General features: G+C 56.2%; 20 protein-coding genes. 8 read left to right on the top strand and 12 right to left on the bottom strand.

Annotated elements, in window-relative coordinates:
- Positions 1-125 precede the first annotated feature (125 nt).
- Together EGY08_RS16885 and yhhY are read left to right on the top strand one after the other, a co-directional pair.
- Complete coding sequence (locus EGY08_RS16885) at positions 126-764, top strand: bactofilin family protein (protein ID WP_004126117.1); 639 nt, start codon at positions 126-128, stop codon at positions 762-764.
- A gap of 248 nt (positions 765-1,012) precedes the next feature.
- Positions 1,013-1,504: an N-acetyltransferase gene (gene yhhY / locus EGY08_RS16880; RefSeq protein ID WP_004126120.1), complete on the top strand. Its 492-nt coding sequence runs from the start codon at positions 1,013-1,015 to the stop codon at positions 1,502-1,504.
- 50 nt (positions 1,505-1,554) lie between these two features.
- Here yhhY and ggt read toward each other — a convergent pair whose 3' ends face one another.
- Entirely contained in the window at positions 1,555-3,297 is a 1,743-nt protein-coding gene (gene ggt, locus EGY08_RS16875) for a gamma-glutamyltransferase (RefSeq protein WP_087828639.1), read from the bottom strand.
- 121 nt (positions 3,298-3,418) lie between these two features.
- On the opposite strand from ggt, the gene EGY08_RS16870 reads away from it, so the two are divergent.
- Positions 3,419-3,739, top strand: coding sequence for a DUF2756 family protein (locus EGY08_RS16870; RefSeq protein ID WP_123828699.1), 321 nt, complete (start codon positions 3,419-3,421; stop codon positions 3,737-3,739).
- 23 nt (positions 3,740-3,762) lie between these two features.
- On the opposite strand, the gene ugpQ is transcribed toward EGY08_RS16870, so the two are convergent.
- The 5 genes from ugpQ to ugpB form a co-directional block, all read right to left on the bottom strand.
- Complete coding sequence (ugpQ, locus tag EGY08_RS16865) at positions 3,763-4,503, bottom strand: glycerophosphodiester phosphodiesterase (protein WP_123828698.1); 741 nt, start codon at positions 4,501-4,503, stop codon at positions 3,763-3,765.
- Positions 4,500-5,570 (bottom strand): sn-glycerol-3-phosphate import ATP-binding protein UgpC, encoded by a 1,071-nt coding sequence (locus EGY08_RS16860; RefSeq protein ID WP_004126131.1) that lies wholly within the window; start codon positions 5,568-5,570, stop codon positions 4,500-4,502. The genes ugpQ and EGY08_RS16860 overlap by 4 nt, the downstream gene beginning before the upstream one ends.
- Position 5,571: 1 nt before the next feature.
- Entirely contained in the window at positions 5,572-6,417 is an 846-nt protein-coding gene (ugpE, locus tag EGY08_RS16855) for a sn-glycerol-3-phosphate ABC transporter permease UgpE (protein WP_004116045.1), read from the bottom strand.
- Entirely contained in the window at positions 6,414-7,301 is an 888-nt protein-coding gene (gene ugpA, locus EGY08_RS16850) for a sn-glycerol-3-phosphate ABC transporter permease UgpA (protein ID WP_004126134.1), read from the bottom strand. The genes ugpE and ugpA overlap by 4 nt, the downstream gene beginning before the upstream one ends.
- A gap of 127 nt (positions 7,302-7,428) precedes the next feature.
- The gene (gene ugpB, locus EGY08_RS16845) at positions 7,429-8,745 is read right to left on the bottom strand and encodes a sn-glycerol-3-phosphate ABC transporter substrate-binding protein UgpB (protein ID WP_049115482.1); all 1,317 of its coding nucleotides are present in this window, start codon (positions 8,743-8,745) and stop codon (positions 7,429-7,431) included.
- A 271-nt stretch (positions 8,746-9,016) separates the two neighbouring features.
- Between ugpB and EGY08_RS16840 the strand changes: the two genes are divergently transcribed.
- The 4 genes from EGY08_RS16840 (at position 9,017) to EGY08_RS16825 (ending at position 13,871) form a co-directional block, all read left to right on the top strand.
- Positions 9,017-9,784, top strand: coding sequence for an IclR family transcriptional regulator (locus tag EGY08_RS16840; RefSeq protein WP_087828637.1), 768 nt, complete (start codon positions 9,017-9,019; stop codon positions 9,782-9,784).
- A gap of 229 nt (positions 9,785-10,013) precedes the next feature.
- Complete coding sequence (locus tag EGY08_RS16835; protein WP_004126143.1) at positions 10,014-10,913, top strand: dihydrodipicolinate synthase family protein; 900 nt, start codon at positions 10,014-10,016, stop codon at positions 10,911-10,913.
- Positions 10,914-10,931: 18 nt separating this feature from the next.
- On the top strand, positions 10,932-12,242 hold the full coding sequence (locus EGY08_RS16830) for an MFS transporter (RefSeq protein ID WP_004126145.1): 1,311 nt from the start codon (positions 10,932-10,934) through the stop codon (positions 12,240-12,242).
- Positions 12,243-12,275: 33 nt separating this feature from the next.
- Entirely contained in the window at positions 12,276-13,871 is a 1,596-nt protein-coding gene (locus EGY08_RS16825) for a UxaA family hydrolase (protein WP_123828697.1), read from the top strand.
- A gap of 44 nt (positions 13,872-13,915) precedes the next feature.
- Here EGY08_RS16825 and livF read toward each other — a convergent pair whose 3' ends face one another.
- Genes livF through livK form a run of 5 tightly spaced genes read right to left on the bottom strand, consistent with a single transcriptional unit; the run spans position 13,916 to position 18,768 of the window.
- A complete protein-coding gene (gene livF / locus EGY08_RS16820; protein WP_004126158.1) occupies positions 13,916-14,629 on the bottom strand; it encodes a high-affinity branched-chain amino acid ABC transporter ATP-binding protein LivF in 714 nt (237 codons plus the stop codon).
- Position 14,630: 1 nt separating this feature from the next.
- Positions 14,631-15,398 carry a high-affinity branched-chain amino acid ABC transporter ATP-binding protein LivG gene (livG, locus tag EGY08_RS16815; RefSeq protein ID WP_004126165.1) on the bottom strand — a complete coding sequence of 256 codons (768 nt, stop codon included), beginning with the start codon at positions 15,396-15,398 and terminating at the stop codon, positions 14,631-14,633.
- Positions 15,395-16,675, bottom strand: a complete 1,281-nt coding sequence (livM, locus tag EGY08_RS16810; protein ID WP_004126168.1) for a branched chain amino acid ABC transporter permease LivM — start codon at positions 16,673-16,675, stop codon at positions 15,395-15,397. The genes livG and livM overlap by 4 nt, the downstream gene beginning before the upstream one ends.
- Positions 16,672-17,598 (bottom strand): high-affinity branched-chain amino acid ABC transporter permease LivH, encoded by a 927-nt coding sequence (gene livH, locus EGY08_RS16805; protein ID WP_004106541.1) that lies wholly within the window; start codon positions 17,596-17,598, stop codon positions 16,672-16,674. Before livH ends, livM begins: the two co-directional genes overlap by 4 nt.
- 60 nt (positions 17,599-17,658) lie before the next feature.
- Entirely contained in the window at positions 17,659-18,768 is a 1,110-nt protein-coding gene (gene livK / locus EGY08_RS16800) for a high-affinity branched-chain amino acid ABC transporter substrate-binding protein LivK (protein WP_004126171.1), read from the bottom strand.
- Between the two features lie 420 nt (positions 18,769-19,188).
- Between livK and panM the strand changes: the two genes are divergently transcribed.
- The gene (gene panM / locus EGY08_RS16790; protein WP_004126174.1) at positions 19,189-19,575 is read left to right on the top strand and encodes an aspartate 1-decarboxylase autocleavage activator PanM; all 387 of its coding nucleotides are present in this window, start codon (positions 19,189-19,191) and stop codon (positions 19,573-19,575) included.
- Between the two features lie 631 nt (positions 19,576-20,206).
- Here the strand turns inward: panM and EGY08_RS16785 are convergent.
- The gene (locus EGY08_RS16785) at positions 20,207-21,310 is read right to left on the bottom strand and encodes a branched-chain amino acid ABC transporter substrate-binding protein (protein ID WP_123828696.1); all 1,104 of its coding nucleotides are present in this window, start codon (positions 21,308-21,310) and stop codon (positions 20,207-20,209) included.
- Between the last annotated feature and the right edge of the window lie 108 nt (positions 21,311-21,418).

The raw sequence follows: 21,418 nt of genomic DNA, 5'->3' as shown, positions 1-21,418 counted from the left end.
CAAATTTATTGACCCTGCTGGCTAAATTCTGGATAAGAGGACCCCTCGGGAAAAGAACGTTTTTTATCCAGCGCGCTCACCGTTTCCCAAAATACGATGACTAAAGGAGTAGCCATCTCGTTCGCATGGAAAGCAAATATATCGCCTTAAATAGCGCCCTTCTCTTTTGGCTGCTTGGCCTGATGGCCTGGTGCTTCGAATCCACGTATCTGGCCTGGCTATCGGGCTCTTTCGCCTTATCCTCCTTCGTTTTTCATTTTCAATATCAGCGGATTAACCATATGTTTAAAAAGAACAAAATCATTGAATCTACGCCGCCGGCGGTGAATACGGCGGTACTCAACGGTGAATCTCCCTCCGCCATGGCCCGAAAACCGGCCACCACGGTTATCGCCGGCGGTATCCGCTTTGACGGAAACATTATCGCCGAGGGAGACGTCGATATTTACGGCACCGTAAGCGGCAATATCGACGCGCGAGAGAGCCAAATAAAGATCATGACCGGCGGTCTGGTAGAGGGGAATATCACCTGCCGCGAGCTGATTATTGACGGCTGCGTCATCGGCCAGTGCCGCAGCGAAACGATTGAAATCGATAAGAACGGCAACGTGACCGGCACGTTGGCCTACCGCACGCTGGCCATCAAAAAGGGCGGCGTTTTTTCCGGCCAGGCAGAGCTGCTGCCGGCGGCAGAAAAGAGCAACGTCGTAGGGTTTATCGCCGATACCGCTATTGAAACCAAAGATAAGGTTGAGGCGCAGTAGCAGCCATCCGGGTGCGGCGGAAAAAAGCAAAAAAAAAAGCCAGCACCCGGCTGGCTAAAGTAATACTGGAAGCAATGTGAGCAATGTCGTGCTTTCAGGCTTTCCGCAAGGGTCTCCCTGAATGCAGAGCAATAATAATCATTCTCATTCGCACTTGTCTACTCCTTTTTGCAAAAAATAGGCGTTGATCCCTTTTTTAAAGTCAGTGATCTTTAAAGGGACACTTAACCTAAAAAGGAAAATGAAGAATGAGCGACATCGTGATACGCCATGCCGAAGCCAAAGATTACGACGCAATCCGTCAGATCCATGCTCAGCCGGAGGTATATCACAATACGCTACAGGTTCCTCATCCTTCCAGCCATATGTGGCACGAGCGACTAACCGACCGACCGGGCGTCAAACAGCTGGTCGCCAGCATAGATGACCAGGTCGTGGGACACCTCGCCATTGAGGTTATCCAGCGCCCGCGCCGGAGCCACGTCGCCGATTTCGGCATTTGCGTGGATTCACGATGGCACAATCGCGGCGTTGCCAGTGAGCTGATTCGCACCATGATCGACATGTGCGACAACTGGCTGCGCGTTGACCGTATTGAGTTGACGGTGTTTGTGGATAACGCTCCCGCGGTGGCGGTGTATCAGAAATTAGGCTTTGAAATTGAAGGGACGGGGAGAAAGTATGCCCTGCGCAACGGCGAATATGTCGATGCCTACTTTATGGCGCGGCTGAAGGGATAACGCTCAACTAACCCTCTCCCGGCAGGGAGAGGGTCGGAGTAAGGGTACACCTAATACCCTGCCGTTAAATCATCCGGGGAACGCGGATCGGATGCGCCGTACAGCGTGCCGTCCGGGCCAACCATAATACTCTGGGTGCTGCCCATCGCCTCTTTCACCGCCACTTTCTGCCCTTTACTCTCCAGCAGCTTCAGCGTATCCGGGCTGAATCCCTTCTCCACCCGCAGTTCATCCGGCAACCATTGATGATGGAAGCGCGGGGCGTTGGTGGCTTCCGCGACGTTCATTCCGAAATCGATGGTATTCACCACCATCTGCAGTACGGTAGTGATAATGCGGCTGCCGCCAGGGCTACCGGTCACCAGCCAGGTTTTGCCATCTTTCACCACAATCGTTGGCGACATCGATGACAGCGGACGCTTTTTCGGCTCGACGGCGTTGGCGTCACCGCCCACCAGCCCGTAGACGTTCGGCACGCCGGGTTTAGCCGAGAAATCATCCATCTGATTATTCAGCAGAATGCCGGAGTTCCCCGCCACGATGCCGGTGCCAAAGGTCGTATTCAGCGTATAGGTCACCGCAACGGCGTTACCGTCTTTATCCACCACCGAGAAATGGGTGGTCTGGTTGCTTTCATACGGCGCCAGCTTGCCGGGGCGGATCTGGCTCGACGGCTTCGCTTTATTGATATCAATCTGTTCAGCAATTGATTTGGCGTACGCTTTGCTGGTCAGCGCCTGCCACGGCACTTTGACGAAGTCCGGATCGCCAAGGTATTCCGAGCGGTCGGCATAGGCGTGCTTTTCGGCTTCCGCCATCACCTGCATGGCATCGGCGCTGCCGAAGCCATACTTATGTATATCGAAGTTTTCCAGAATATTCAGGATCTGCACGATATGAATGCCGCCGGATGAAGGCGGCGGCATCGAGAACACCTGATAGCCGCGATACTCGCCGCTCACCGGCGTACGTTCGACCGCTTTGTAATTCGCCAGGTCCGCTTTGGTGATAAGCCCGCCGTGATTCTTCATCTCAGCGGCAATCTGGTCGGCAATCGCGCCTTTATAGAACGCGTCCGGTCCCAGCTCGGCAATCAGTTCCAGGCTTTTACCCAGCTGTTTTTGCACCAGCTTATCGCCCTTTTTCAGGGGCTCGCCGTTTTTCCAGAAGATAGCCCGGCTGTTGGCATGGTCGGGGATCACTTCGCTACCGTAGGTTTTCAGATCGTCGGCCAGCGCATCGTTGACCGCGAAGCCCTCTTCGGCCAGCTTAATCGCCGGGCGAATCACTTTGTTGAGCGGCATCGTGCCGTATTTTTCCAGCGCAAGGGAGAAGCCGGCGACGGTGCCCGGGGTACCGGAAGCCAGATGCGAGGTCAGCGATTTCTTACTGTCCGGGTTGCCCTGATCGTCGAGAAACATATCCCGGGTAGCCTGTTCCGGCGCCATCTCGCGGAAGTCGATCGCCGTGGTATTGCCATCTTTGGTTCGCAGCATCATAAAGCCGCCGCCGCCGATATTACCGGCCTGCGGATGGGTGACCGCCAGCGCGTAGCCCACCGCCACGGCGGCATCCACCGCGTTGCCGCCCTGACGCAGAATATCCACGCCTACCTTCGTTGCCAGCGCGTCCACCGAGGCCACCATCCCCTGCTGCGCGCGGACCGGATGAAAAACATCTTCCTCTACACCATAAGACACAGGCGGAGGAGCGGGATTTGCCGCGACGCTAAAACTGCCGCCCGCCAGCAACGCAGCGATGACCACCTGACGCCAGAGCGTTGTTTTTATCATTGTCATACTCCTGAATGATGTTTTTATTTACCCATAATCCTGGATGATAAGTCTTAAAAAATCATTGTTGTGCCGGAAAGAGGGTAAACTTAAGAGATCCCATGAAAGGGAGGAGAGAACAATGAAAGCTATGTTATATCTGGCGGCGCTGCTGCCGCTGAGCGCTCTGGCGCAGCCAATCAATATCGACAATAACCCCAATCAGCCGGGGTACGTGGTGCCCAGCCAGCAGCGAATGCAAAATCAGATGCAAACCCAGCAAATGCAGCACCAAAACAATCTTAAGCAGGGTATTCAAAGCCAGTCGCGCGCGCAGCAGCAGCATCTTCAGACGCAGTTGAATAACGACCGGCTGCGGGTACAGCAGAATGACAACCTGAACCGGCAGCAGCCTCTGCCAAACACCAACGGTGGAATGCTGCAACGCCAGACGACCCCGTAAGGGCCGCCTGGCGCAGGTGCAGATTACCCCGGGAAGTTGGGACCGATGACGTCAATCGCATCGGTGCAGATGCTGTCCACGCCCCAACGCAGCAGCTCGGCGGCGCGCTGCGGTTTGTTAACGGTATACACCAGAATATGCAGACCCGCGGCCCTCAGGCTCGCCACGCGCGCTTCATCCAGCAGCTTATGGTTGAGATGAATAGAGACACAGCCGAGGCGCGCGGTTAGTTCGCGCCAGTCGTTGCGCCACTCATCCAGCAGCAGCCCTCGCGGCAGCTCGGGGGCGGCTTCCTGCGCGGCTTCCAGGGCATCGATGTCAAACGACGAGAGCAGCGGCGGGGTCATGCCCTGCCACAGCTCACGCGCCGCCAGCGCTACCGCTTTACCGGTCAGCGGACCGGTACCGGTGGTCGGTTTGATTTCGATATTCGCCTTCATACCGTGCTGACGGCAGCGGTCCGCGACCTCGCTCAGCAGCGGCAGCGGCTCGCCTTTGAACTCGCCGCTATACCAGCTGCCGGCATCCACTTTCAGCAGATCGTTCCACGCCAGTTCACCCGCCACGCCCCAGCCGTTGCTGGTGCGTTCGAGATTGTCATCGTGCAGTAAAAAAATCTGCCCGTCTTTCGATAACTTAGCGTCAAACTCAATCATCGTATGGCCGTAACGAGCGCCAGTATCGATAGCCGCCAGGGTATTTTCCGGGGCCAGTTTACCGCCGCCGCGGTGGGCGACGATATGAGGATAAGGCCAGTGACTCATGCGCGTTGTCCTGTTTCACTATCAAAAAGGTGCAGACTTTCCTGCGGCAGATGCAGCCACAGGGTACTGCCCGCCTGCGGTCGCTGCTGGTGCGGCAGCCGGACCACCAGCTTCTGCTCGCCCCAGCGCCCGTGGGCGAGGTTGTCGGCGCCTAAAATTTCCAGCGTATCCATCACCAGCGGTACGCCACCTTCCGCCTGGGAGCTTAATGCAAAATGTTCCGGACGGATACCCAGCGTCATCTTACGCCCGGCGTAGCGGCGATGCTCGCTGTTGATCGGTAAAAGCATCCCACCCGCAAGCTCGAAGCGGCTACCGTCGTCGCTGACCCGGCCTTCCAGCAGGTTCATTGCCGGACTGCCGATAAAGCTCGCGACAAAGCGACTGGCTGGCTTTTCGTACACCTCGACCGGTGTGCCAATCTGCTCGGCGACGCCTTTATTCATCACCATCACCCGCTGCGCGAGGGTCATCGCCTCCACCTGATCGTGGGTCACGTACAGCGAGGTGGTTTTCAGCCGACGATGCAGGTGCTGCAGCTCAAGACGCATCTGCACGCGCAGTTTGGCATCGAGGTTGGAGAGCGGCTCATCAAACAGAAATACCGCCGGGTCGCGCACGATAGCCCGCCCCATCGCCACGCGCTGACGCTGGCCGCCGGAGAGTTCGCGCGGACGGCGCTTCAGCAGGCCGTCCAGCTCCAGAATGCGCGCCGCTTCCTGGACGCGCTCAGCAATTAATCCTTTACCTAAACCGCGAATTTTCAGGCCCCACGCCATATTCTCTTCCACGCTCATATGCGGATAGAGGGCGTAGTTCTGAAACACCATCGCAATGCCGCGGTCTTTCGGCTCCATTTCGGTGACGCGCTTGCGGTCAATCCAGATATCGCCGCTGGTGACCCGTTCCAGGCCCGCCACCATGCGCAGCAGGGTTGATTTTCCGCAGCCCGAGGGGCCCACCATCACAATAAATTCGCCGTCCGCGACGTCCAGCGTCAGCGGTTGGATCACCTGGGTTTTGCCATCCCAGCTTTTGGTTACTGCCTGTAGCTTAAGTCCTGCCATTTTATTTCTCACTATCCACTAGACCACGCACAAACGCGCGCTGCATGGCTAAAACGATGACAACCGGAGGAATCAGCGTGAGCAGCATCGCCGCCATCACCTGATTCCACTGCGTGGTGCCCTGGCCGATGGCGATCATCCCTTTGATGCCCGCGACCGCCGTGCCGAGATTCACGTCGGTAATGATCAGCAGCGGCCACAGATACTGGTTCCAGCCGTAGATAAAGGTGATGACGAACAGCGCCGCCAGGTTGGTTTTCGACAGCGGCAGCACGATGTCGCGGAAGAAGCGCATCGGCGACGCGCCGTCGATACGTGCGGCCTCTATCAGCTCGTCCGGCAGGGTCATAAAAAACTGGCGGAACAGGAAGGTCGCGGTCGCCGAGGCCATCAGCGGCAGCGTGAGCCCGGCATAGCTGTCGAGCATTTTCAGGTTGGCGATCACTTCCACCGTCGGGAAAATACGCACCTCAACCGGCAGCATCAGCGTGATGAAAATCATCCAGAAGAACAGGTTACGCAGCGGAAAACGAAACCAGACGATGGCGAAAGCGGAGAGCATCGAGACCGTAATTTTGCCTACCGTGATGCCGAAGGCCATGATGAAGCTGTTGAGCATCATTAGCCAGAACGGCGCGCTATTGGCCCCTACGCCGTTCACCCAGATAAATTTCATGTTTTCGAGCAGATGGCCGCCGGGAATCAGCGTCATCGGCGTATCAAAGACCGCTTTACTGTCCAGCGTCGCCGCGACAAAGGCGACATACAGCGGAAACAGAATGACCGCGATCCCTAAAATCAGCATGGTGTGGCTGAAAATCGTCAGCCCGCGTCGATTCTCAATCATTGGTAGCGCACCTTTCGTTCAACGTAGCGGAACTGCACCACCGTCAGAATGATGACGAGGAACATCAGCACCACCGACTGGGCGGCGGAAGCGGAAAGGTCGAGCCCGGCAAAACCTTCGCGATAGATCTTATAAATCAGCGTTGTCGTCGCCTGAACCGGCCCGCCGCCGGTTGCGGCATCAATAACCGGGAAGGTATCGAAGAAGGCGTATACCAGGTTCACCACCAGCAGGAAGAAGCTCACCGGGGCGATCAGCGGCAGCGCCAGCCTGAAGAAGCGGCGAACCGGACCGGCGCCGTCAATCGCGGCGGCTTCTACCAGCGAGCGGGGAATAGATTGCAGCGCGGCGAAGAAGAACAGGAAGTTGTAACTAATCTGCTTCCACACCGAGGCGAAAACCACGAGGAACATCGCCTGGCCGCTGTTCTGCGCGTGGTTCCAGTCGTAGCCCATCTCGCCGAGGAGATGGGTAATTAGCCCGCGTCCCGGGTTGAACAAGAAGATCCATAGCACCGCCGCGACTGCGGGCGCAACGGCATAAGGCAGCAGCATCAGCGTCTGATAGAAGCGACTGCCGCGCACCACGTAATCCACCAGCGCGGCGAAAAACAGCGAGATCAGCAGACCGCTGACGGTAACCATCGTACTGAACTTAATGGTGGTCCAGAAGGAGTCCAGGTAGTACGGGTCCTGAAAGAGGGCTAAAAAGTTATCCAGGCCGACAAACTGGCTGGAGAGCCCAAAAGGATCGACGCTCTGCAGCGAATACCACAGCGCTTCGCCTGCGGGCCAGATAAAAAAGATGACGGTGATGACCAGCTGCGGCGCGACCAGCACATAGGGCAGCCAACGCGAGCGGAACACCGGACGGGATGATGACATAGTTAAACTCTGAGTTGGTTTCCCCTCATTCCGGCCCTCTCCCTAAACGGACAAGAGTGAAAAACGGCTCCGGGCGGTCCCCTCTCCCGGCCGGGGAGAGGGTTAGGATGAGGGGCTGGCTATAAGATTACGACTTGGTTGACTGCTCAAAACGGCGCAGCAGCTGATTACCGCGCTCAACGGCCGCGTCCAGCGCCTGCTGAGGCGTTTTCTTCCCGGTCCATACGCTTTCCAGCTCTTCATCCACGATGGTACGAATCTGCGGCATATTGCCCAGGCGCAGACCTTTGGTGAACGGCAGCGGCGGCTTGTTCAGCATCTGGCGCGTCGCGATATCCGCTCCGGGGTTCTTATCATAGAAGCCCTGCTCACGGGTCAGGTTATAGGCGGCGGTGGTAATCGGCAGATAGCCGGTTTTCTGATGCCATTCGGCGGCGTTTTCCGGCTTAGTCAGGAAATCGAGGAATTTGGCGACGCCGGTATAGGTTTCTTTGTCTTTACCCTGCATCACCCACAGGCTGGCCCCGCCGATAATGGCGTTTTGCGGCGCGCCCTTCACGTCGGCGTCGTACGGCATCATCCCTACGCCATAGTTGAACTTCGCGTACTGACGGATATCCGCCAGCGAGCCGGAGGAAGCGGTGGTAATGGCGCAGTCGCCGTTATAGAACTTCTCGGTGGATTCGTCTTTACGCCCGAAGTAGCTGAAGTCACCTTTCTTGTTCAGCTCTTCAAGCAGGGCGATATGCTTCACCTGCTCCGGCTTGTTGAACTCCAGTACCGCATCGGTACCGTCGAAGCCGTTGTTTTTAGTCGCCACCGGCAGGCCGTGCCAGGCGCTGAAGTTTTCAATCTGGATCCAGCCCTGCCAGCCGCTGGCGTAGCCGCACTTCATCCCTGCGGCCTTCAACTTCGCGGTATACGCCGCCAGATCCTGCCAGGTTTTTGGCGGCTGCTCTGGGTCTAAACCGGCTTTTTTAAAGGCGTCTTTGTTGTAGTACAGCACCGGCGTGGAGCTGTTAAACGGCTGGGAGAGCAGATGGCCGGTTTTGGAGTCGGTGTAATAACCGGAGACGGTAGGCACGAACTGCGTTTCATCAAACTGAATGCCCGCATCGCTGAACACTTGATAGACCGGCTTTATCGCCTTAGAGGCCATCATCGTCGCGGTGCCAACCTCATACACCTGCAAAATAGCCGGCGCGTTGCCGGTACGGAAGGCGGCGATGCCGGCGCTCAGGCTCTGTTCATAGTTGCCTTTGTACACCGGAACAATTTTGTAGTCCGGGTTGGCTGCGTTGAAACGTTGCGCCAGTGAATCAACTTCTTTCCCCAACTCCCCTTCCATCGAATGCCAGAACGGGATAGTGGTTACCGCCAGGGCTTGTCCGGCAAATGCCAGGCTGAGCGCCAGTCCTAAAGCTGTATGTCGTAACGATATCATCGGTTATCTCTCTTGTTGTTCCGGATGCGCGATTTCACGCGTTTTATGTTCGCGGGGGTAACATGACATGCTCGAATGACAGAAAAATAACTATTGCATTACAAAAATATTACAATAAATTGGCAAAAACATGATGAAACGGTGAAAAAAAAGTGGCAGGGAAATGGCAAAGCGAAAAAGAGCGCCCGCGCAGACTACAGATAATCAGGGATCTGTAGTTAAATAGGGTTCGTTAAAGAGCACTCTCCGGCGAGCCGTCACAAGGAAAAATATGAAGACGCTGCATAAACCTACCGAGCGCGTTTTACTCATTCTGGAAACCTTAGCCAACGCGGACGGAATGACGCTTTCCGAGCTATCGCTCAAGACGGATATTTCAAAGGGAACCATTTTCCCGATCCTCAAATCACTGCAGTACCGGAAATATATCAGCCACGACGATCGCAACGGTATTTACACGCTGGGGATCTCATGCGCGGTGCTGGCCAGCTCAACGGTGGAAAAAGAGTTCTGGCTGAAAACGATCAATAGCGAAATGCACGCGGTGGTCAACGAATGCAATGAAGTTTGTCAGCTCGGCATTCTGGATGACGCCTGGGTGCTCTATGTTGATAAAGTCCAGGGTGACCAAACCGTGCAGCTGGTCTCCAGGGTAGGAACGCGTCTTCCGGCGATCTGCTCCGCGCTGGGCAAGGCGCTGCTACATAAGCACCGCGACGAAGAGATTCTCGAGCTCTATCCGCAGGGTTTTCCCTCCGTTACCGCCCGCAGCGTGACGAATATGGCTCAGCTTCGCCAGCAGCTGGAACGGGTCGCCGTCAACGGTTATGCCATGGACGATCGGGAAATCAACGATGACACTATTTGCTTCGCGGTGCCGCTGCTGCAGAAAGGCATCATTCTGGCGGCGATCAGCGTCTCCTTGCCCTACTTCCGCGCCAGCGATGAGAAAACACAGCAGGTCATTCGCGCGTTAAAAGAGGCAAAGGGTCGTATTGAGAGCGTGCTGAACAAGCTGCCGGATATCAAAAATTACTGATTTATTCGCCAACGGCGCCAGCGGAATTGTGATTACCCACACAATACCGATATTTAATAATTCACCGTAGCGCCGGACGATCCTGCCTATTTTCCCATCAATTCATTGATTTAATCAATTATCCGTACGTCTTTTGCGCCATTTGACTTCACATCGATGGCGTGTTTACTTATGCCCAATCGCAAATACAAACACTGTTTGTATATACGAACAAACGGAGAGGTTAAATATGCAAAGTCGTTACATCACCCCGGCAATAACGGTTTTTGATGAGCAGGGTAGGCTGGATCCTGACGGAAATTTCCGCCTGTACGATTTCATTAAAAACAGCGTATCGGGATTTGTCGTCATGGGCAGTACCGGCGAGTTTTTCTCGCTGGATATGAAAACATCCCGTCAGATAATTCAAATGGCGGCAGAGTTCCCGCGCGAGGAAATAAAGGCCTATGCGGGAACCAGCCGCATGGATATCGACGAATGCGTAGAGCTGGCAAACTACGCCGATGAGTGCGGGCTGGATGGCGTCATGATTATCAGCCCGTGGTACTTCCGCCTGACTGATGAAGGCATTTATACCTTTTATAGCCAGATCGCTCGCCGCACCGCCGCCAAAATATTCATCTATAACTTTCCGGAGCGCACCGGCTATTCCGTCTCGCCGGAGGTCTGTTTACGACTCGCCAGAGAGTTCCCAAACATTATCGGTCTTAAAGATACTATTCCGGACACCAATCATACGTCGCAGGTGATTCGCCAGGTAAAATCTGAGCTGCCGTATTTTGAAGTCTATGCCGGTTATGACAATAACTTCGCGCACAATGTTCTGGCGGGGGGCGATGGATGTATTGGCGGGTTATCCAATATTTGCCCTGAGCTATTCCGCGACTGGATGCAGGCATTTAACGATAACGATTTGCAGCAAATTTCGCGGTATCAGCAAAAAGTGGATGGGTTAATGGATATTTACGCGATTAACGATCCGTTCATTCCAACATTTAAAAAAGCATTACAGCTGCGCGGAATTATTCAGTCCGACCGCTGCACGCCACCGTTTAGCTCGCTCGCCACCTGCCAGACCGAAAGTATTCTGCGGATACTTTCCCGTGCGGGTATTGAAATTAATGCCTGACCCCTACGTGGAGGTATTATGAAAACCATCACAGCTTACGACAATCCGGCCCTCAATTCCGCGATTACCAAATCATGGAAGCGCCTGGTGCCGCTGATGTTTATTTTGTACTTCATCGCCTTTATCGACAGGGTGAACGTGGGATTCGCCAAAGAGGCGATGCAGGTGGATATTGGGCTCTCCAATTCCGCTTTTGCCCTCGGCGCGGGGATCTTTTTCGCCGCCTATGCGCTGTTTGGTATTCCCGCTAACCTGATTCTGAATAAAATCGGCGCGCAGAAATGGCTAAGCATTACCACCGCGCTGTGGGGCGTACTCTCTGCCCTCACCGGACTGGTGCAGACGGAAACCCAGTTTATTGTTCTGCGTTTTTTACTGGGGTTAGGCGAAGCCGGTTTTTATCCCGGTATTCTGCTGCTGGCCTCCATCTACTTTCCCAATAAAGTTCGCGCCTCCGTCGTCGGTATCTTCGTACTCGGCGTACCGCTGGCGCTGACCTTAGGCTCGCCCATCTCCGGCGCGCTTCTGGAAATGCACGGATTCCTCGGTAAACCCGGCTGGTTCTGGATGTTCTTTATTGAAGGCATTCCGGCGGTCATCATGGGGATCTTCGCCTGGTTCTGGCTCGACGATACGCCGGCCAAAGCGCGCTTCCTCAACGACGAAGAGAAAAAGGCGCTGATTGCCCAGCTTCAGCAGGAGCAGCGGCAGACGGAAACCAGCAGCGTCGGCACTGCCCTGAAAAGCCTGAAAGTCTGGCACCTGGCGCTGATCTACGGCACCATCCAGATCAGCGTTTACGGGCTGATGTTCTTCCTGCCTTCGCAAGTCGCCTCGCTAATGGGCTCCACGCTCGGCTTTAAGGAGTCGCTGGTCGCCGCCATTCCGTGGGCCTGCTCCGCCGTCGGCGTCTATTACATTCCGCGTCTGGCGGACAAAATGCCGGCCCGCCGGGTCCTGATTTCGGTCATCTGTATGCTGGCGGCGGCGCTGGGGCTGTTTGTTTCCGCCTGGTCCGGCCCGGTACTCGCCATTGCCGCGCTCTCGCTGTCGGCCATTGGCTTCCTCTCCGTGCAACCTATCTTCTGGACTTTCCCGGCGCAGATTGTGTCAGGCTCAGCGCTGGCCGCCAGTATCGGCTTTTGCACCACCATGGGCGCATTTTGCAGCTTCCTCGCGCCGCTGATTCGCGTTGAGGTCGATGCCTTCTTTGGCAACGATTCGGCGGGTCTGGTCGCCCTGTCGCTCATCACCGTCTGCTGCGCGCTGCTGATTGCCGCCCTCGCGGGCAGAAAAGCGACAAACGGCGTTGCGGTCTCCCACCACTAAGTCCTGACGCGCGTATAACAAAGGATAAATAACATGCAGACCATCTTAAAAATTGACCCTACCGATAACCTGATCGTTGCGCTGCAGGACTTGCGCAAAGAGCAGCAGGTGAACTGGAACGATGAAGCCTACATTCTGCGTAGCGATGTCAAAGCCAAACATAAATTCGCCACCGAGGATATTGCGCCCGGCGATATCGTGTCGCTGTACGGCGTACCGGTCGGCAAAGCGACGCGGCCTATTACCCGCGGCGAAGCCATTACCACGGAGAATATCAAACACTACGCGGCCCCGGTTTCACTTGACGATGTCGCTCCCTATGACTGGCAGCAGCCGGATGTTTCCGCCTGGCAGCAGCGGACGTTTAAGGGGATCGTTCGCGAAGATGGCCGGGTCGCCACCGCGAACTACTGGCTGGTCATTCCGCTGGTATTCTGTGAAAACCGCAACGTTCAGCGCGTCACCGATGCGCTAAACGATGCCCTCGGCTACGCAAATAATGGCCTGAAAAATTTTGCTCGCCAGGTGACCTCGGCGGGGGCCTTAAACGATACCCGGCATCTACCCTTCCCGCATCTTGACGGCATCCGCTGTATTACCGTCAACTCCGGCTGCGGCGGTGCCACTTCGGACAGCATGACCATGTGCGACGTGCTGGCCGCCTATTCCGATCATCCCAACGTTCTTGGGGTGACGGTCTTTGCCCTGGGCTGTGAAAAAGCGCGAATTGTCGATTTCAACGCCGCGCTGGCGAAGCGTAACCCGAACTTCAGCAAACCGATTATTTACTTCAGGCAGCAGGACTGGAGTAGCGAAGAAAAAATGATGCAGGATGCGTTGACCGAAACCTATAACGCGATCCGCGAAGCCCCTGTCGCCGAGCGGCAGGACGTCCCGCTCTCCCACCTCAAAATCGGCGTGAAGTGCGGCGCCTCTGACGGCTTCTCGGGGATCAGCGCAAACCCGGCGATGGGCGAAGTGTCAGATCGTCTTGTCGCCCTCGGCGGCGCGTCGGGGCTGGCGGAATTCCCGGAGCTGTGCGGCGCGGAAGGGGATATCGTTCAGCGCTGCGCGACCCGCGAGCTGAAAGAGAAGTTTCTGTCGCTGATGAAAAACTATGAGCATGTCGCGAACTTCTTCGGCACCACCATCGCCGATAACCCCAGCCCGGGAAACATTGCCGATGGGCTGATCACTGACGCCATCAAATCCGCCGGCGCGGCGAAAAAAGGCGGCAGGGCGCCGGTAAGCGCGGTATGCGACTATGCCGAACCGATGGGAGAAAGCGGCCTTTCGCTGGTCTGCACGCCGGGCAACGATGTGGACGCGGTAACGGGCCTGGTCGCGGCGGGATGCAATGTGGTGATCTTCTCAACCGGGTTAGGTACGCCGACGGGGAACCCTATCGTTCCAGTGCTTAAGGTTTCAACCAACTCCGCGCTGGCAAAAAAGATGCCGGATATTATTGATTATGACTGCGGGCCGATTATCGAAGGTACGCCGCTGGCGGATATCGCCGACGGCCTGTTTGAGAAAATCATCGCCACCGCCAGCGGAACCTGGCGCACTAAAGCGGATGCGCTCGAACAGTTTGATTTTATGTTGTGGAAGCGCTCTCTGGAGCTGTAGGGATCCAGCAAAACGCCCGGCAGACGCCGGGCGTTTTGACTTCACTAACCGCCCAGATAGGCGCTGCGTACCGCTTCGTTAGCCAGCAGCGCGTCGCCGGTATCCTCCAGCACCACGTGGCCGTTTTCCAGCACGTAGCCGCGGTCGGCCAGCTTCAGCGCCTGGTTGGCGTTCTGCTCGACGAGGAAGATGGTCATCCCCTGCTCGCGCAGCTGTTCAATGGTGTCGAAGATTTGCTGAATGATGATCGGCGCCAGACCGAGCGAAGGCTCATCCAGCAGCAGCAGGCGCGGCTGGCTCATCAGCGCGCGACCGATGGCCAGCATCTGCTGCTCGCCGCCGGACATGGTGCCCGCCCGCTGAACCCGACGCTCATGCAGGCGCGGAAACAGCTCATAGACCCACTTGATGCGGGTCTGGAACTGGTCGCGGTCGGCAAAGAAACCGCCCATCGCCAGGTTCTCTTCCACCGTCATCCGCGAGAAGACGCGACGCCCTTCCGGAACAATCGCCACCGCTTCACGCATGATTTTCGCCGTCTGCCAGTCGGTAATATCTTTACCGTCGAACACCACGCGTCCGCTGGAGGCGCGCGGGTCGCCGCACAGGGTGCCCAACAGGGTGGTTTTCCCCGCGCCGTTCGCGCCAATCAGGGTGACAATCTCTCCCTGATTGATATGCAGGCTGACGTTGTGCAGCGCCTGGATCTTGCCGTAGTGCGCGCTGACGTTGTCAAAAGATAACATCACTTTTTCCATCTTATGCCTCACCAAGGTATGCGCGGATCACATCCGGGTTGTTGCGGATCTCTTCCGGCGTACCGTTGGCCAGCGGCGTGCCCTGGTTTACCACGTAAATACGGTCGGAAATGCCCATCACCAGCTTCATATCGTGCTCAATCAGCAGGATAGTGGTGTTGTGATGGCTGCGCAGCTCGGCGATCAGTTCGTCCAGCTCTTTGGTCTCTTTCGGGTTCAGCCCCGCCGCCGGTTCATCCAGCATCAGGATTTCCGGCTGAGTCACCATACAGCGGGCAATCTCCAGACGACGCTGGTCGCCGTAGGCCAGGTTGCTGGCCTGCCGGTTGGCGTGCTCAAGCAGGCCGATACGTTCAAGCCAGGTCGCGGCGCGATCGAGCGCTTCGCTCTGGGCGCGGCGGAAGGATGGCGTCTTCAGCAGGCCGGAGAAAACACCGGTTTTCAACTGCTGATGCTGCGCCACCAGCAGGTTTTCAATCACCGTCATTTCGCGGAACAGACGCACGTGCTGGAAAGTTCGCACGACGCCCATGCGGGCGATCTGCTGCCCCGGCAACCCTTCCAGATGCTGGTCACGCAGCATAATGGTGCCGCCGGTTGGCTTGTAGAAACCAGTCAGGCAGTTGAAGACGGTGGTTTTGCCCGCGCCGTTAGGGCCGATAAGCGAAACGATTTCCCGCTCGCGCAACTCCAGCGACACGTTGTTGACCGCCAGCAGGCCGCCAAAACGCATCATCAGACCGTTTACGGATAATAATGGCTGACTCATGCCTGCTCTCCTTCTTTGGCCTGCCCATTTTTCAGCTTCAGCTGTGGACGGGTCATCGGCAGAAGCCCCTGCGGACGCCAGATCATCATCAGTACCATCAGCGCACCCAGCATCAGCATGCTGTATTCATTGAAATCACGCATCAGCTCGCGCGAGACGACCAGCAGAACCGCCGCCAGGATCACCGCGAACTGCGAACCCATACCGCCGAGAACCACAATCGCCAGCACAAAGGCCGACTCGGCGAAGGTAAAGGATTCCGGGCTGACGAAGCCCTGACGGGCGGCGAACAGGGTTCCGGCAAAACCGGCAAACGCGGCGCTGATGGTAAAGGCGGTCAGCTTGATGCGCGTCGGGCTGAGGCCCAGCGAGCGACAGGCGATCTCATCTTCGCGCAGCGCTTCCCACGCGCGGCCCAGCGGCATCCGCAGCAGGCGGTTAATCACGAACAGGCTTAACACCACCAGCAGCAAAGCGACCAGATAGAGGAAAATCACGCGATCGGAGGGGTCGTACTTCACGCCGAAGAAATTGCTGAACGTATCCCAGCCGCCTTCGCGGGCGCTGCGGCTAAATTCAAGACCGAACAGCGTCGGTTTCGGGATCTGGCTGATACCGTTCGGACCGCCGGTTATTTCGGTGTTGTTGAGCAGCAGGATGCGCACGATTTCACCGAAACCGAGCGTCACAATCGCCAGATAGTCGCCGCGCAGGCGCAGAACCGGGAAGCCAAGCAGGAAGCCCGCCGCTGCCGAAACCAGCCCCGCCAGCGGCAGGCAGGTCCAGAAGCCCAGACCGTAATAGTGGTTCAGCAGCGCGAAGGTATAGGCGCCGATGGCGTAGAAACCGCCGTAGCCCAGCACCAGCAGGCCGGAAAGCCCCACCACCACGTTGAGTCCCAGGCCGAGGATGATATAGATCATCGTCAGGGTAGCGATATCCACCGTCCCGCGCGACACCATAAACGGCCACGCCACGGCGATAACCAGCAGGGCGATCAGAAACAGCTTCTGTTTTACCGTCGAACCGTCGATAGCCGGCAGAATAAACTTCGGCCCAGAGACGTTCTTAATGGTTTTCTGGAAAACAGGACGCAGCAACTGGAAGAAGAAGACCACTGCGGTACCGATATAGATCCACTGCCAGCGGATATCGGCGGCGGTATCCACCACCAGTTTGGTGCCGTCCAGCTCCAGCTGCACGCCCATAAAGACGCCCGCGAGGATAAAGAACATCACCGCGGACAGCAGCGCCATCGCAAAATGCATCGGTTTCATACTTTTTCTACCTCCGGACGACCCAGGATACCGGTAGGCATCACCAGCAGAACCAGGATCAGCAGCGCGAAGGAGACCACGTCTTTATATTCCGTGCTGAGATAGGCAGAAGAGAGCGCTTCGGCGATACCGAGGATCAGCCCGCCGATCATCGCCCCAGGAATACTGCCGATACCGCCAAGAACCGCGGCGGTGAAGGCCTTCATCCCGGCCATAAAGCCGATGTACGGGTTGATCACGCCGTAGAACTGACCGAGCAGAACGCCGGCAACCGCCGCCATTGCCGCGCCGATAACAAACGTCAGCGCAATTACGCGGTCGGTGTTGATCCCGAGCAGGCTGGCCATTTTCAGGTCTTCAGCGCAGGCGCGGCAGGCGCGCCCCATACGGGAATAGCGGATGAACAGCGTCAGCGCCAGCATAGCGATAAACGTCACTACCCAGATAACCAGCTGCATGGTGGTAATGGTCGCGGAGAAATTGTCGCTGCTGCCCACCGTCCACTGGCCGTTAAACAGGCTTGGCAGCGCGACATCGCGCGAACCTTCCGTCAGGCTGACGTAGTTTTGCAGGAAGATAGACATCCCGATGGCGGAGATCAGCGCAATCAGGCGTTTGGAGCTGCGCACGGGCCGGTAGGCCACGCGTTCGATACTCCAGCCGTAGGCGCTGGCAATGACGATAGCGCCGACGAATCCGGCGGCAACCAGCAGCCAGCTAGTATCAATGCCCATCATCATCAGGGCGGCAATGATCATGAAGGAGACGTAGCTGCCAATCATATAGACCTCGCCGTGGGCGAAGTTGATCATGCCGATAATGCCGTAAACCATGGTATAGCCGATGGCAATCAGCGCGTAGGTGCTTCCCAGCGTGACGCCGTTAAACATCTGCTGCAGAAAATAGAGAAACTGCTCGGACATAAGGTAACCTTTTTCTACCCGCCCGCTTTGCGCGGGCGGTGGGATAACTTGTCTTATGGCTTATTTCGCGAGGGTGGATGACCCGTCCGCGTGCCACTGGAAGACACCAAACTCAAATCCCTTCAAATCGCCTTTTTCGTCCCAATTCAGCGGCCCAATCACGGTTTTCGCGCCGTGAGCTTTCAGATCTTTGATTAAATCCAGCGGCGCCTGGCTTCCGGCCCGGTCCATCGCCTGCGCCAGAGACTGCACGGCGGCGTAGGTGATCCAGACATACGGACCGCTCGGGTCTTTCTTCTCTGCTTTGAGCGCGTCAACGATAGCGCTGTTGGCCGGGTCCTGGTCATAGCGTTTCGGCATCGTGACCAGCATGCCTTCCGCCGCATCGCCCGCGATGTTGGACAGCGACGCGTTACCCACGCCTTCCGGGCCCATAAACACGGTTTTCAGGCCCACGGAGCGCGCCTGGCGCAGCATCTGGCCCATTTCCGGGTAGTAGCCGCCGTAGTAAACGAAGTCAATATTCTCTTTTTTCAGACGCGCCAGCAGCGCGGAGAAGTCTTTTTCACCGGCGGTAATGCCGTCGAAGAAGACGATATTCGCGCCGCCTTTTTTCAGGCTTTCCTGGACAGAACGCGCCAGACCTTCGCCGTACTGCTGCTTATCATGAATGATAGCAATACGCTGCGGTTTGACGTTTTCCATGATGTATTTTGCGGCGGTCGGCCCCTGCGAAGAGTCCAGACCGGCGGTACGCATGATGTATTGATAGCCGCGCTGTGTCAGCTCCGGATTGGTCGCTCCCGGGGAGATCATCAGAATGCCTTCATCTTCATAGATATCGGATGCCGGCTGAGTGGAAGAAGAGCACAGGTGGCCGATAACGTACTGAATGCCGTCATTGACGATTTTGTTCGCCACCGCAACGGCCTGTTTCGGGTCGCAGGCGTCATCGTACTCCACGGCAACCAGCTTATCGCCCTTGATGCCGCCCTGGGCGTTAATATCTTTGATCGCCTGGCGTGCGCCATTGAATTCCATATCGCCCCACTGGGCTACCGGGCCAGACATCGCGCCAACAACGGCGACCTTAATATCTTTGGCAAAAGCCGCCTGGGACATCGCCAGTGCGACTAACCCCGCGATAACCGTTTTCGCGTTCCTTTTCATGCTGCAGAACCCCGTTCGTGATGTGGTGTAAATATTTTGTATTTTTATGGTTAAAAAGCATTCTGTACTTTTATTAAACAACGCTACTTTTACCATTATCTTTAATGGTTTAGCGAGGTTTTTTGCCTGAATACAGAGTAAAATCTCTATTTTTCAGGCGATTAAGCAAAGATAATATTCTGTATTTACCGGAAGATAAACAAAAAAAGTCCAGTAAACAGCATAAAATAACGATACATAAGGCGGAATAAAACGCTACATATCAGGTTAAAATTCTGCTTATTTTTCGATCCATGATGAATTGCTCTACCCAGCACCTTCCAGGAAAACGAATCCCCTGATGAACAGGCAAAAAACGGCGCTCCGCCTGGCAGGGAATTTGGATACACTAACGACTCTGTTTTGACTGGACCCTCGCGTATGAAACTGACCATTATTCGTTTACAGCACTTCAGCGATCAGGATCGCATCGACTTAGGTAAAATCTGGCCGTCGCAGGATCTCGCGGCGCTGGCGCTGGATGAGAACCATCGTATTTATGCCGCCCGCTTTAATGAGCGCCTGCTGGCAGCGGTTCGCGTAACGCTGAACGGCGTTGAGGGCGAGCTCGGCGCGCTGTGCGTGCGTGAAGTGACCCGCCGTCGCGGCGTCGGACAATATTTAGTGGAAGAGGTGCTAAGGGATAATCCAGAGATCGGCAGCTGGCGCATCGCGGATGCCGACGTGGAAGACCGCGGCGTGATGGCGGCGTTTATGCAGGCGCTGGGCTTTAACGCGCAAACCGGCGGTTGGGTAAAAAAGCAATAAATCGGCGAAAGAAGGCCGAACATTCCCGGATTGCGGCTGAACGCCTTATCCGGGCTCCAAAAAACCAGACCGCACCAGACTGTAACCCGGGTAAGCACAGCGTGACCCGGGAAGAAACCGCACCAATGCATCAACCCCGGCGCATTCCCCGGGTTGCGGCGTAACGCCTTACCCGGGCTACCGACTAAAAAGGCAACTTACGTTGCCTTTTTGCTTTTACGTTTATCCTCGCCTATGCGAAGAGGAAAGGATCAACGGATTTAACCCAGCATTTCGCGTTGCAGAAAGGCGTCAAGACCCGAAATCCCCGGGAGCTTACATCAGTAAGTGACCGGGGTTGAGGGGCGCAGACAACGCATCTGCGGCGTGAAAGACCCTTTCATTTAACCCAGCATTTCGCGTTGCAGGAAGGCGTCAAGACCCGAAATCCCCGGGAGCTTACATCAGTAAGTGACCGGGGTTGAGGGGCGCAGACAACGCATCTGCGGCGTGAAAGACCCTTTCATTTAACCCAGCATTTCGCGTTGCAGAAAGGCGTCAAGACCCGAAATCCCCGGGAGCTTACATCAGTAAGTGACCGGGGTTGAGGGGCGCAGACAACGCATCTGCGGCGTGAAAGGCGCAGGTTAAATTATTTGGCGTCGGTCGCCGTACCATTAGCATGCCAGGTAAACACGCCGAACTCGAAGCCCTTCAGATCGCCCTTCTCGTTCCAGGTGAGCGGCCCCATCACGGTCTCAACCGTTGCCCCTTTCAGATATTTGGCGATTTCTGCCGGATCGTCAGACTGATTCAGACCTGCTTCCAGCGACTGCAGCGCGGCATAGGTGGTCCACACGAACGCGCCGCTTGGATCCTGTTTCTTCGCTTTGATCGCATCTACGATGGGTTTGTTAGCCGGAACCTGGTCGTAGTTTTTCGGCTTGGTCACCAGCATACCTTCCGCAGAAGCGCCCGCGATATTAGACAGGGACACGTTCGCTACCCCTTCCGGTCCCATAAACTGCGTTTTCAGGCCAGCGGCGCGAGACTGACGCAGGATCTGCCCCATCTCCGGGTGGTAGCCGCCGTAGTAGACGAAGTCGATGTTCTCTTTCTTCAGACGCGCCACCAGGGTTGAGAAGTCTTTCTCACCGGCGGTAATGCCGTCAAAGAACACCACGTTGGCGCCGCCCTTCTTCAGGTTGTCCTGCACCGCGCGGGCCAGACCTTCGCCGTACTGCTGCTTGTCGTGGACAATCGCGATGCGCTGCGGCTTCACTTTTTCCAGAATAAATTTGGCGGCGGTTGGCCCCTGATCGGAGTCCAGACCGGTAGTGCGCAGAATCAGGTGATAGCCGCGAGCCGTCAGCTCCGGCGCGGTTGCTGCCGGGGTGATCATTAGCACGCCTTCATCTTCATAGATATCAGACGCCGGCTGGGTGGAAGAAGAGCACAGGTGGCCGATAACGTATTTGATACCGTCGTTAATCACTTTGTTAGCGACGGCAACCGCTTGTTTCGGGTCACAGGCGTCGTCGTATTTTACCATCTGCAGCTTATTACCTTTGATGCCGCCTTTGGCGTTGATATCGGCAATGGCCTGCTCAGCGCCAGTAAATTCCTGATCGCCGTACTGCGCTACCGGACCGGACATCGCGCCAACGACGGCGACTTTGATATCTTCGGCCATTGCCGTACCGCTCATGATTAAGGCAATACATCCTGCCAGTAACGCTTTACCCTTCATATTCATCCTGAGGCTCCCCATTATTATGGTTTTTGCATTTGTTGTGATGTTGTTTGTTAGCGCATTATTCTAATTAGACACATAAGAAAAGCATATGATAGTTAGATTAGGGTC

It is taken from the genome of Klebsiella sp. FDAARGOS_511 (assembly GCF_003812845.1).
GTDB lineage: Bacteria > Pseudomonadota > Gammaproteobacteria > Enterobacterales > Enterobacteriaceae > Klebsiella > Klebsiella grimontii.
The sequence above is the reverse complement of the archived record's forward strand: the minus strand, read 5'-3'. Positions and strand labels throughout refer to the sequence as shown.

Coding starts and splice junctions, on each gene's coding strand:
- EGY08_RS16885 (WP_004126117.1), top strand. CDS start 126: ATGGAAAGCAAATATATCGCCTTAAATAGCGCCCTTCTCTTTTGGCTG.
- yhhY (WP_004126120.1), top strand. CDS start 1,013: ATGAGCGACATCGTGATACGCCATGCCGAAGCCAAAGATTACGACGCA.
- ggt (WP_087828639.1), bottom strand. CDS start 3,297: ATGATAAAAACAACGCTCTGGCGTCAGGTGGTCATCGCTGCGTTGCTG.
- EGY08_RS16870 (WP_123828699.1), top strand. CDS start 3,419: ATGAAAGCTATGTTATATCTGGCGGCGCTGCTGCCGCTGAGCGCTCTG.
- ugpQ (WP_123828698.1), bottom strand. CDS start 4,503: ATGAGTCACTGGCCTTATCCTCATATCGTCGCCCACCGCGGCGGCGGT.
- EGY08_RS16860 (WP_004126131.1), bottom strand. CDS start 5,570: ATGGCAGGACTTAAGCTACAGGCAGTAACCAAAAGCTGGGATGGCAAA.
- ugpE (WP_004116045.1), bottom strand. CDS start 6,417: ATGATTGAGAATCGACGCGGGCTGACGATTTTCAGCCACACCATGCTG.
- ugpA (WP_004126134.1), bottom strand. CDS start 7,301: ATGTCATCATCCCGTCCGGTGTTCCGCTCGCGTTGGCTGCCCTATGTG.
- ugpB (WP_049115482.1), bottom strand. CDS start 8,745: ATGATATCGTTACGACATACAGCTTTAGGACTGGCGCTCAGCCTGGCA.
- EGY08_RS16840 (WP_087828637.1), top strand. CDS start 9,017: ATGAAGACGCTGCATAAACCTACCGAGCGCGTTTTACTCATTCTGGAA.
- EGY08_RS16835 (WP_004126143.1), top strand. CDS start 10,014: ATGCAAAGTCGTTACATCACCCCGGCAATAACGGTTTTTGATGAGCAG.
- EGY08_RS16830 (WP_004126145.1), top strand. CDS start 10,932: ATGAAAACCATCACAGCTTACGACAATCCGGCCCTCAATTCCGCGATT.
- EGY08_RS16825 (WP_123828697.1), top strand. CDS start 12,276: ATGCAGACCATCTTAAAAATTGACCCTACCGATAACCTGATCGTTGCG.
- livF (WP_004126158.1), bottom strand. CDS start 14,629: ATGGAAAAAGTGATGTTATCTTTTGACAACGTCAGCGCGCACTACGGC.
- livG (WP_004126165.1), bottom strand. CDS start 15,398: ATGAGTCAGCCATTATTATCCGTAAACGGTCTGATGATGCGTTTTGGC.
- livM (WP_004126168.1), bottom strand. CDS start 16,675: ATGAAACCGATGCATTTTGCGATGGCGCTGCTGTCCGCGGTGATGTTC.
- livH (WP_004106541.1), bottom strand. CDS start 17,598: ATGTCCGAGCAGTTTCTCTATTTTCTGCAGCAGATGTTTAACGGCGTC.
- livK (WP_004126171.1), bottom strand. CDS start 18,768: ATGAAAAGGAACGCGAAAACGGTTATCGCGGGGTTAGTCGCACTGGCG.
- panM (WP_004126174.1), top strand. CDS start 19,189: ATGAAACTGACCATTATTCGTTTACAGCACTTCAGCGATCAGGATCGC.
- EGY08_RS16785 (WP_123828696.1), bottom strand. CDS start 21,310: ATGAATATGAAGGGTAAAGCGTTACTGGCAGGATGTATTGCCTTAATC.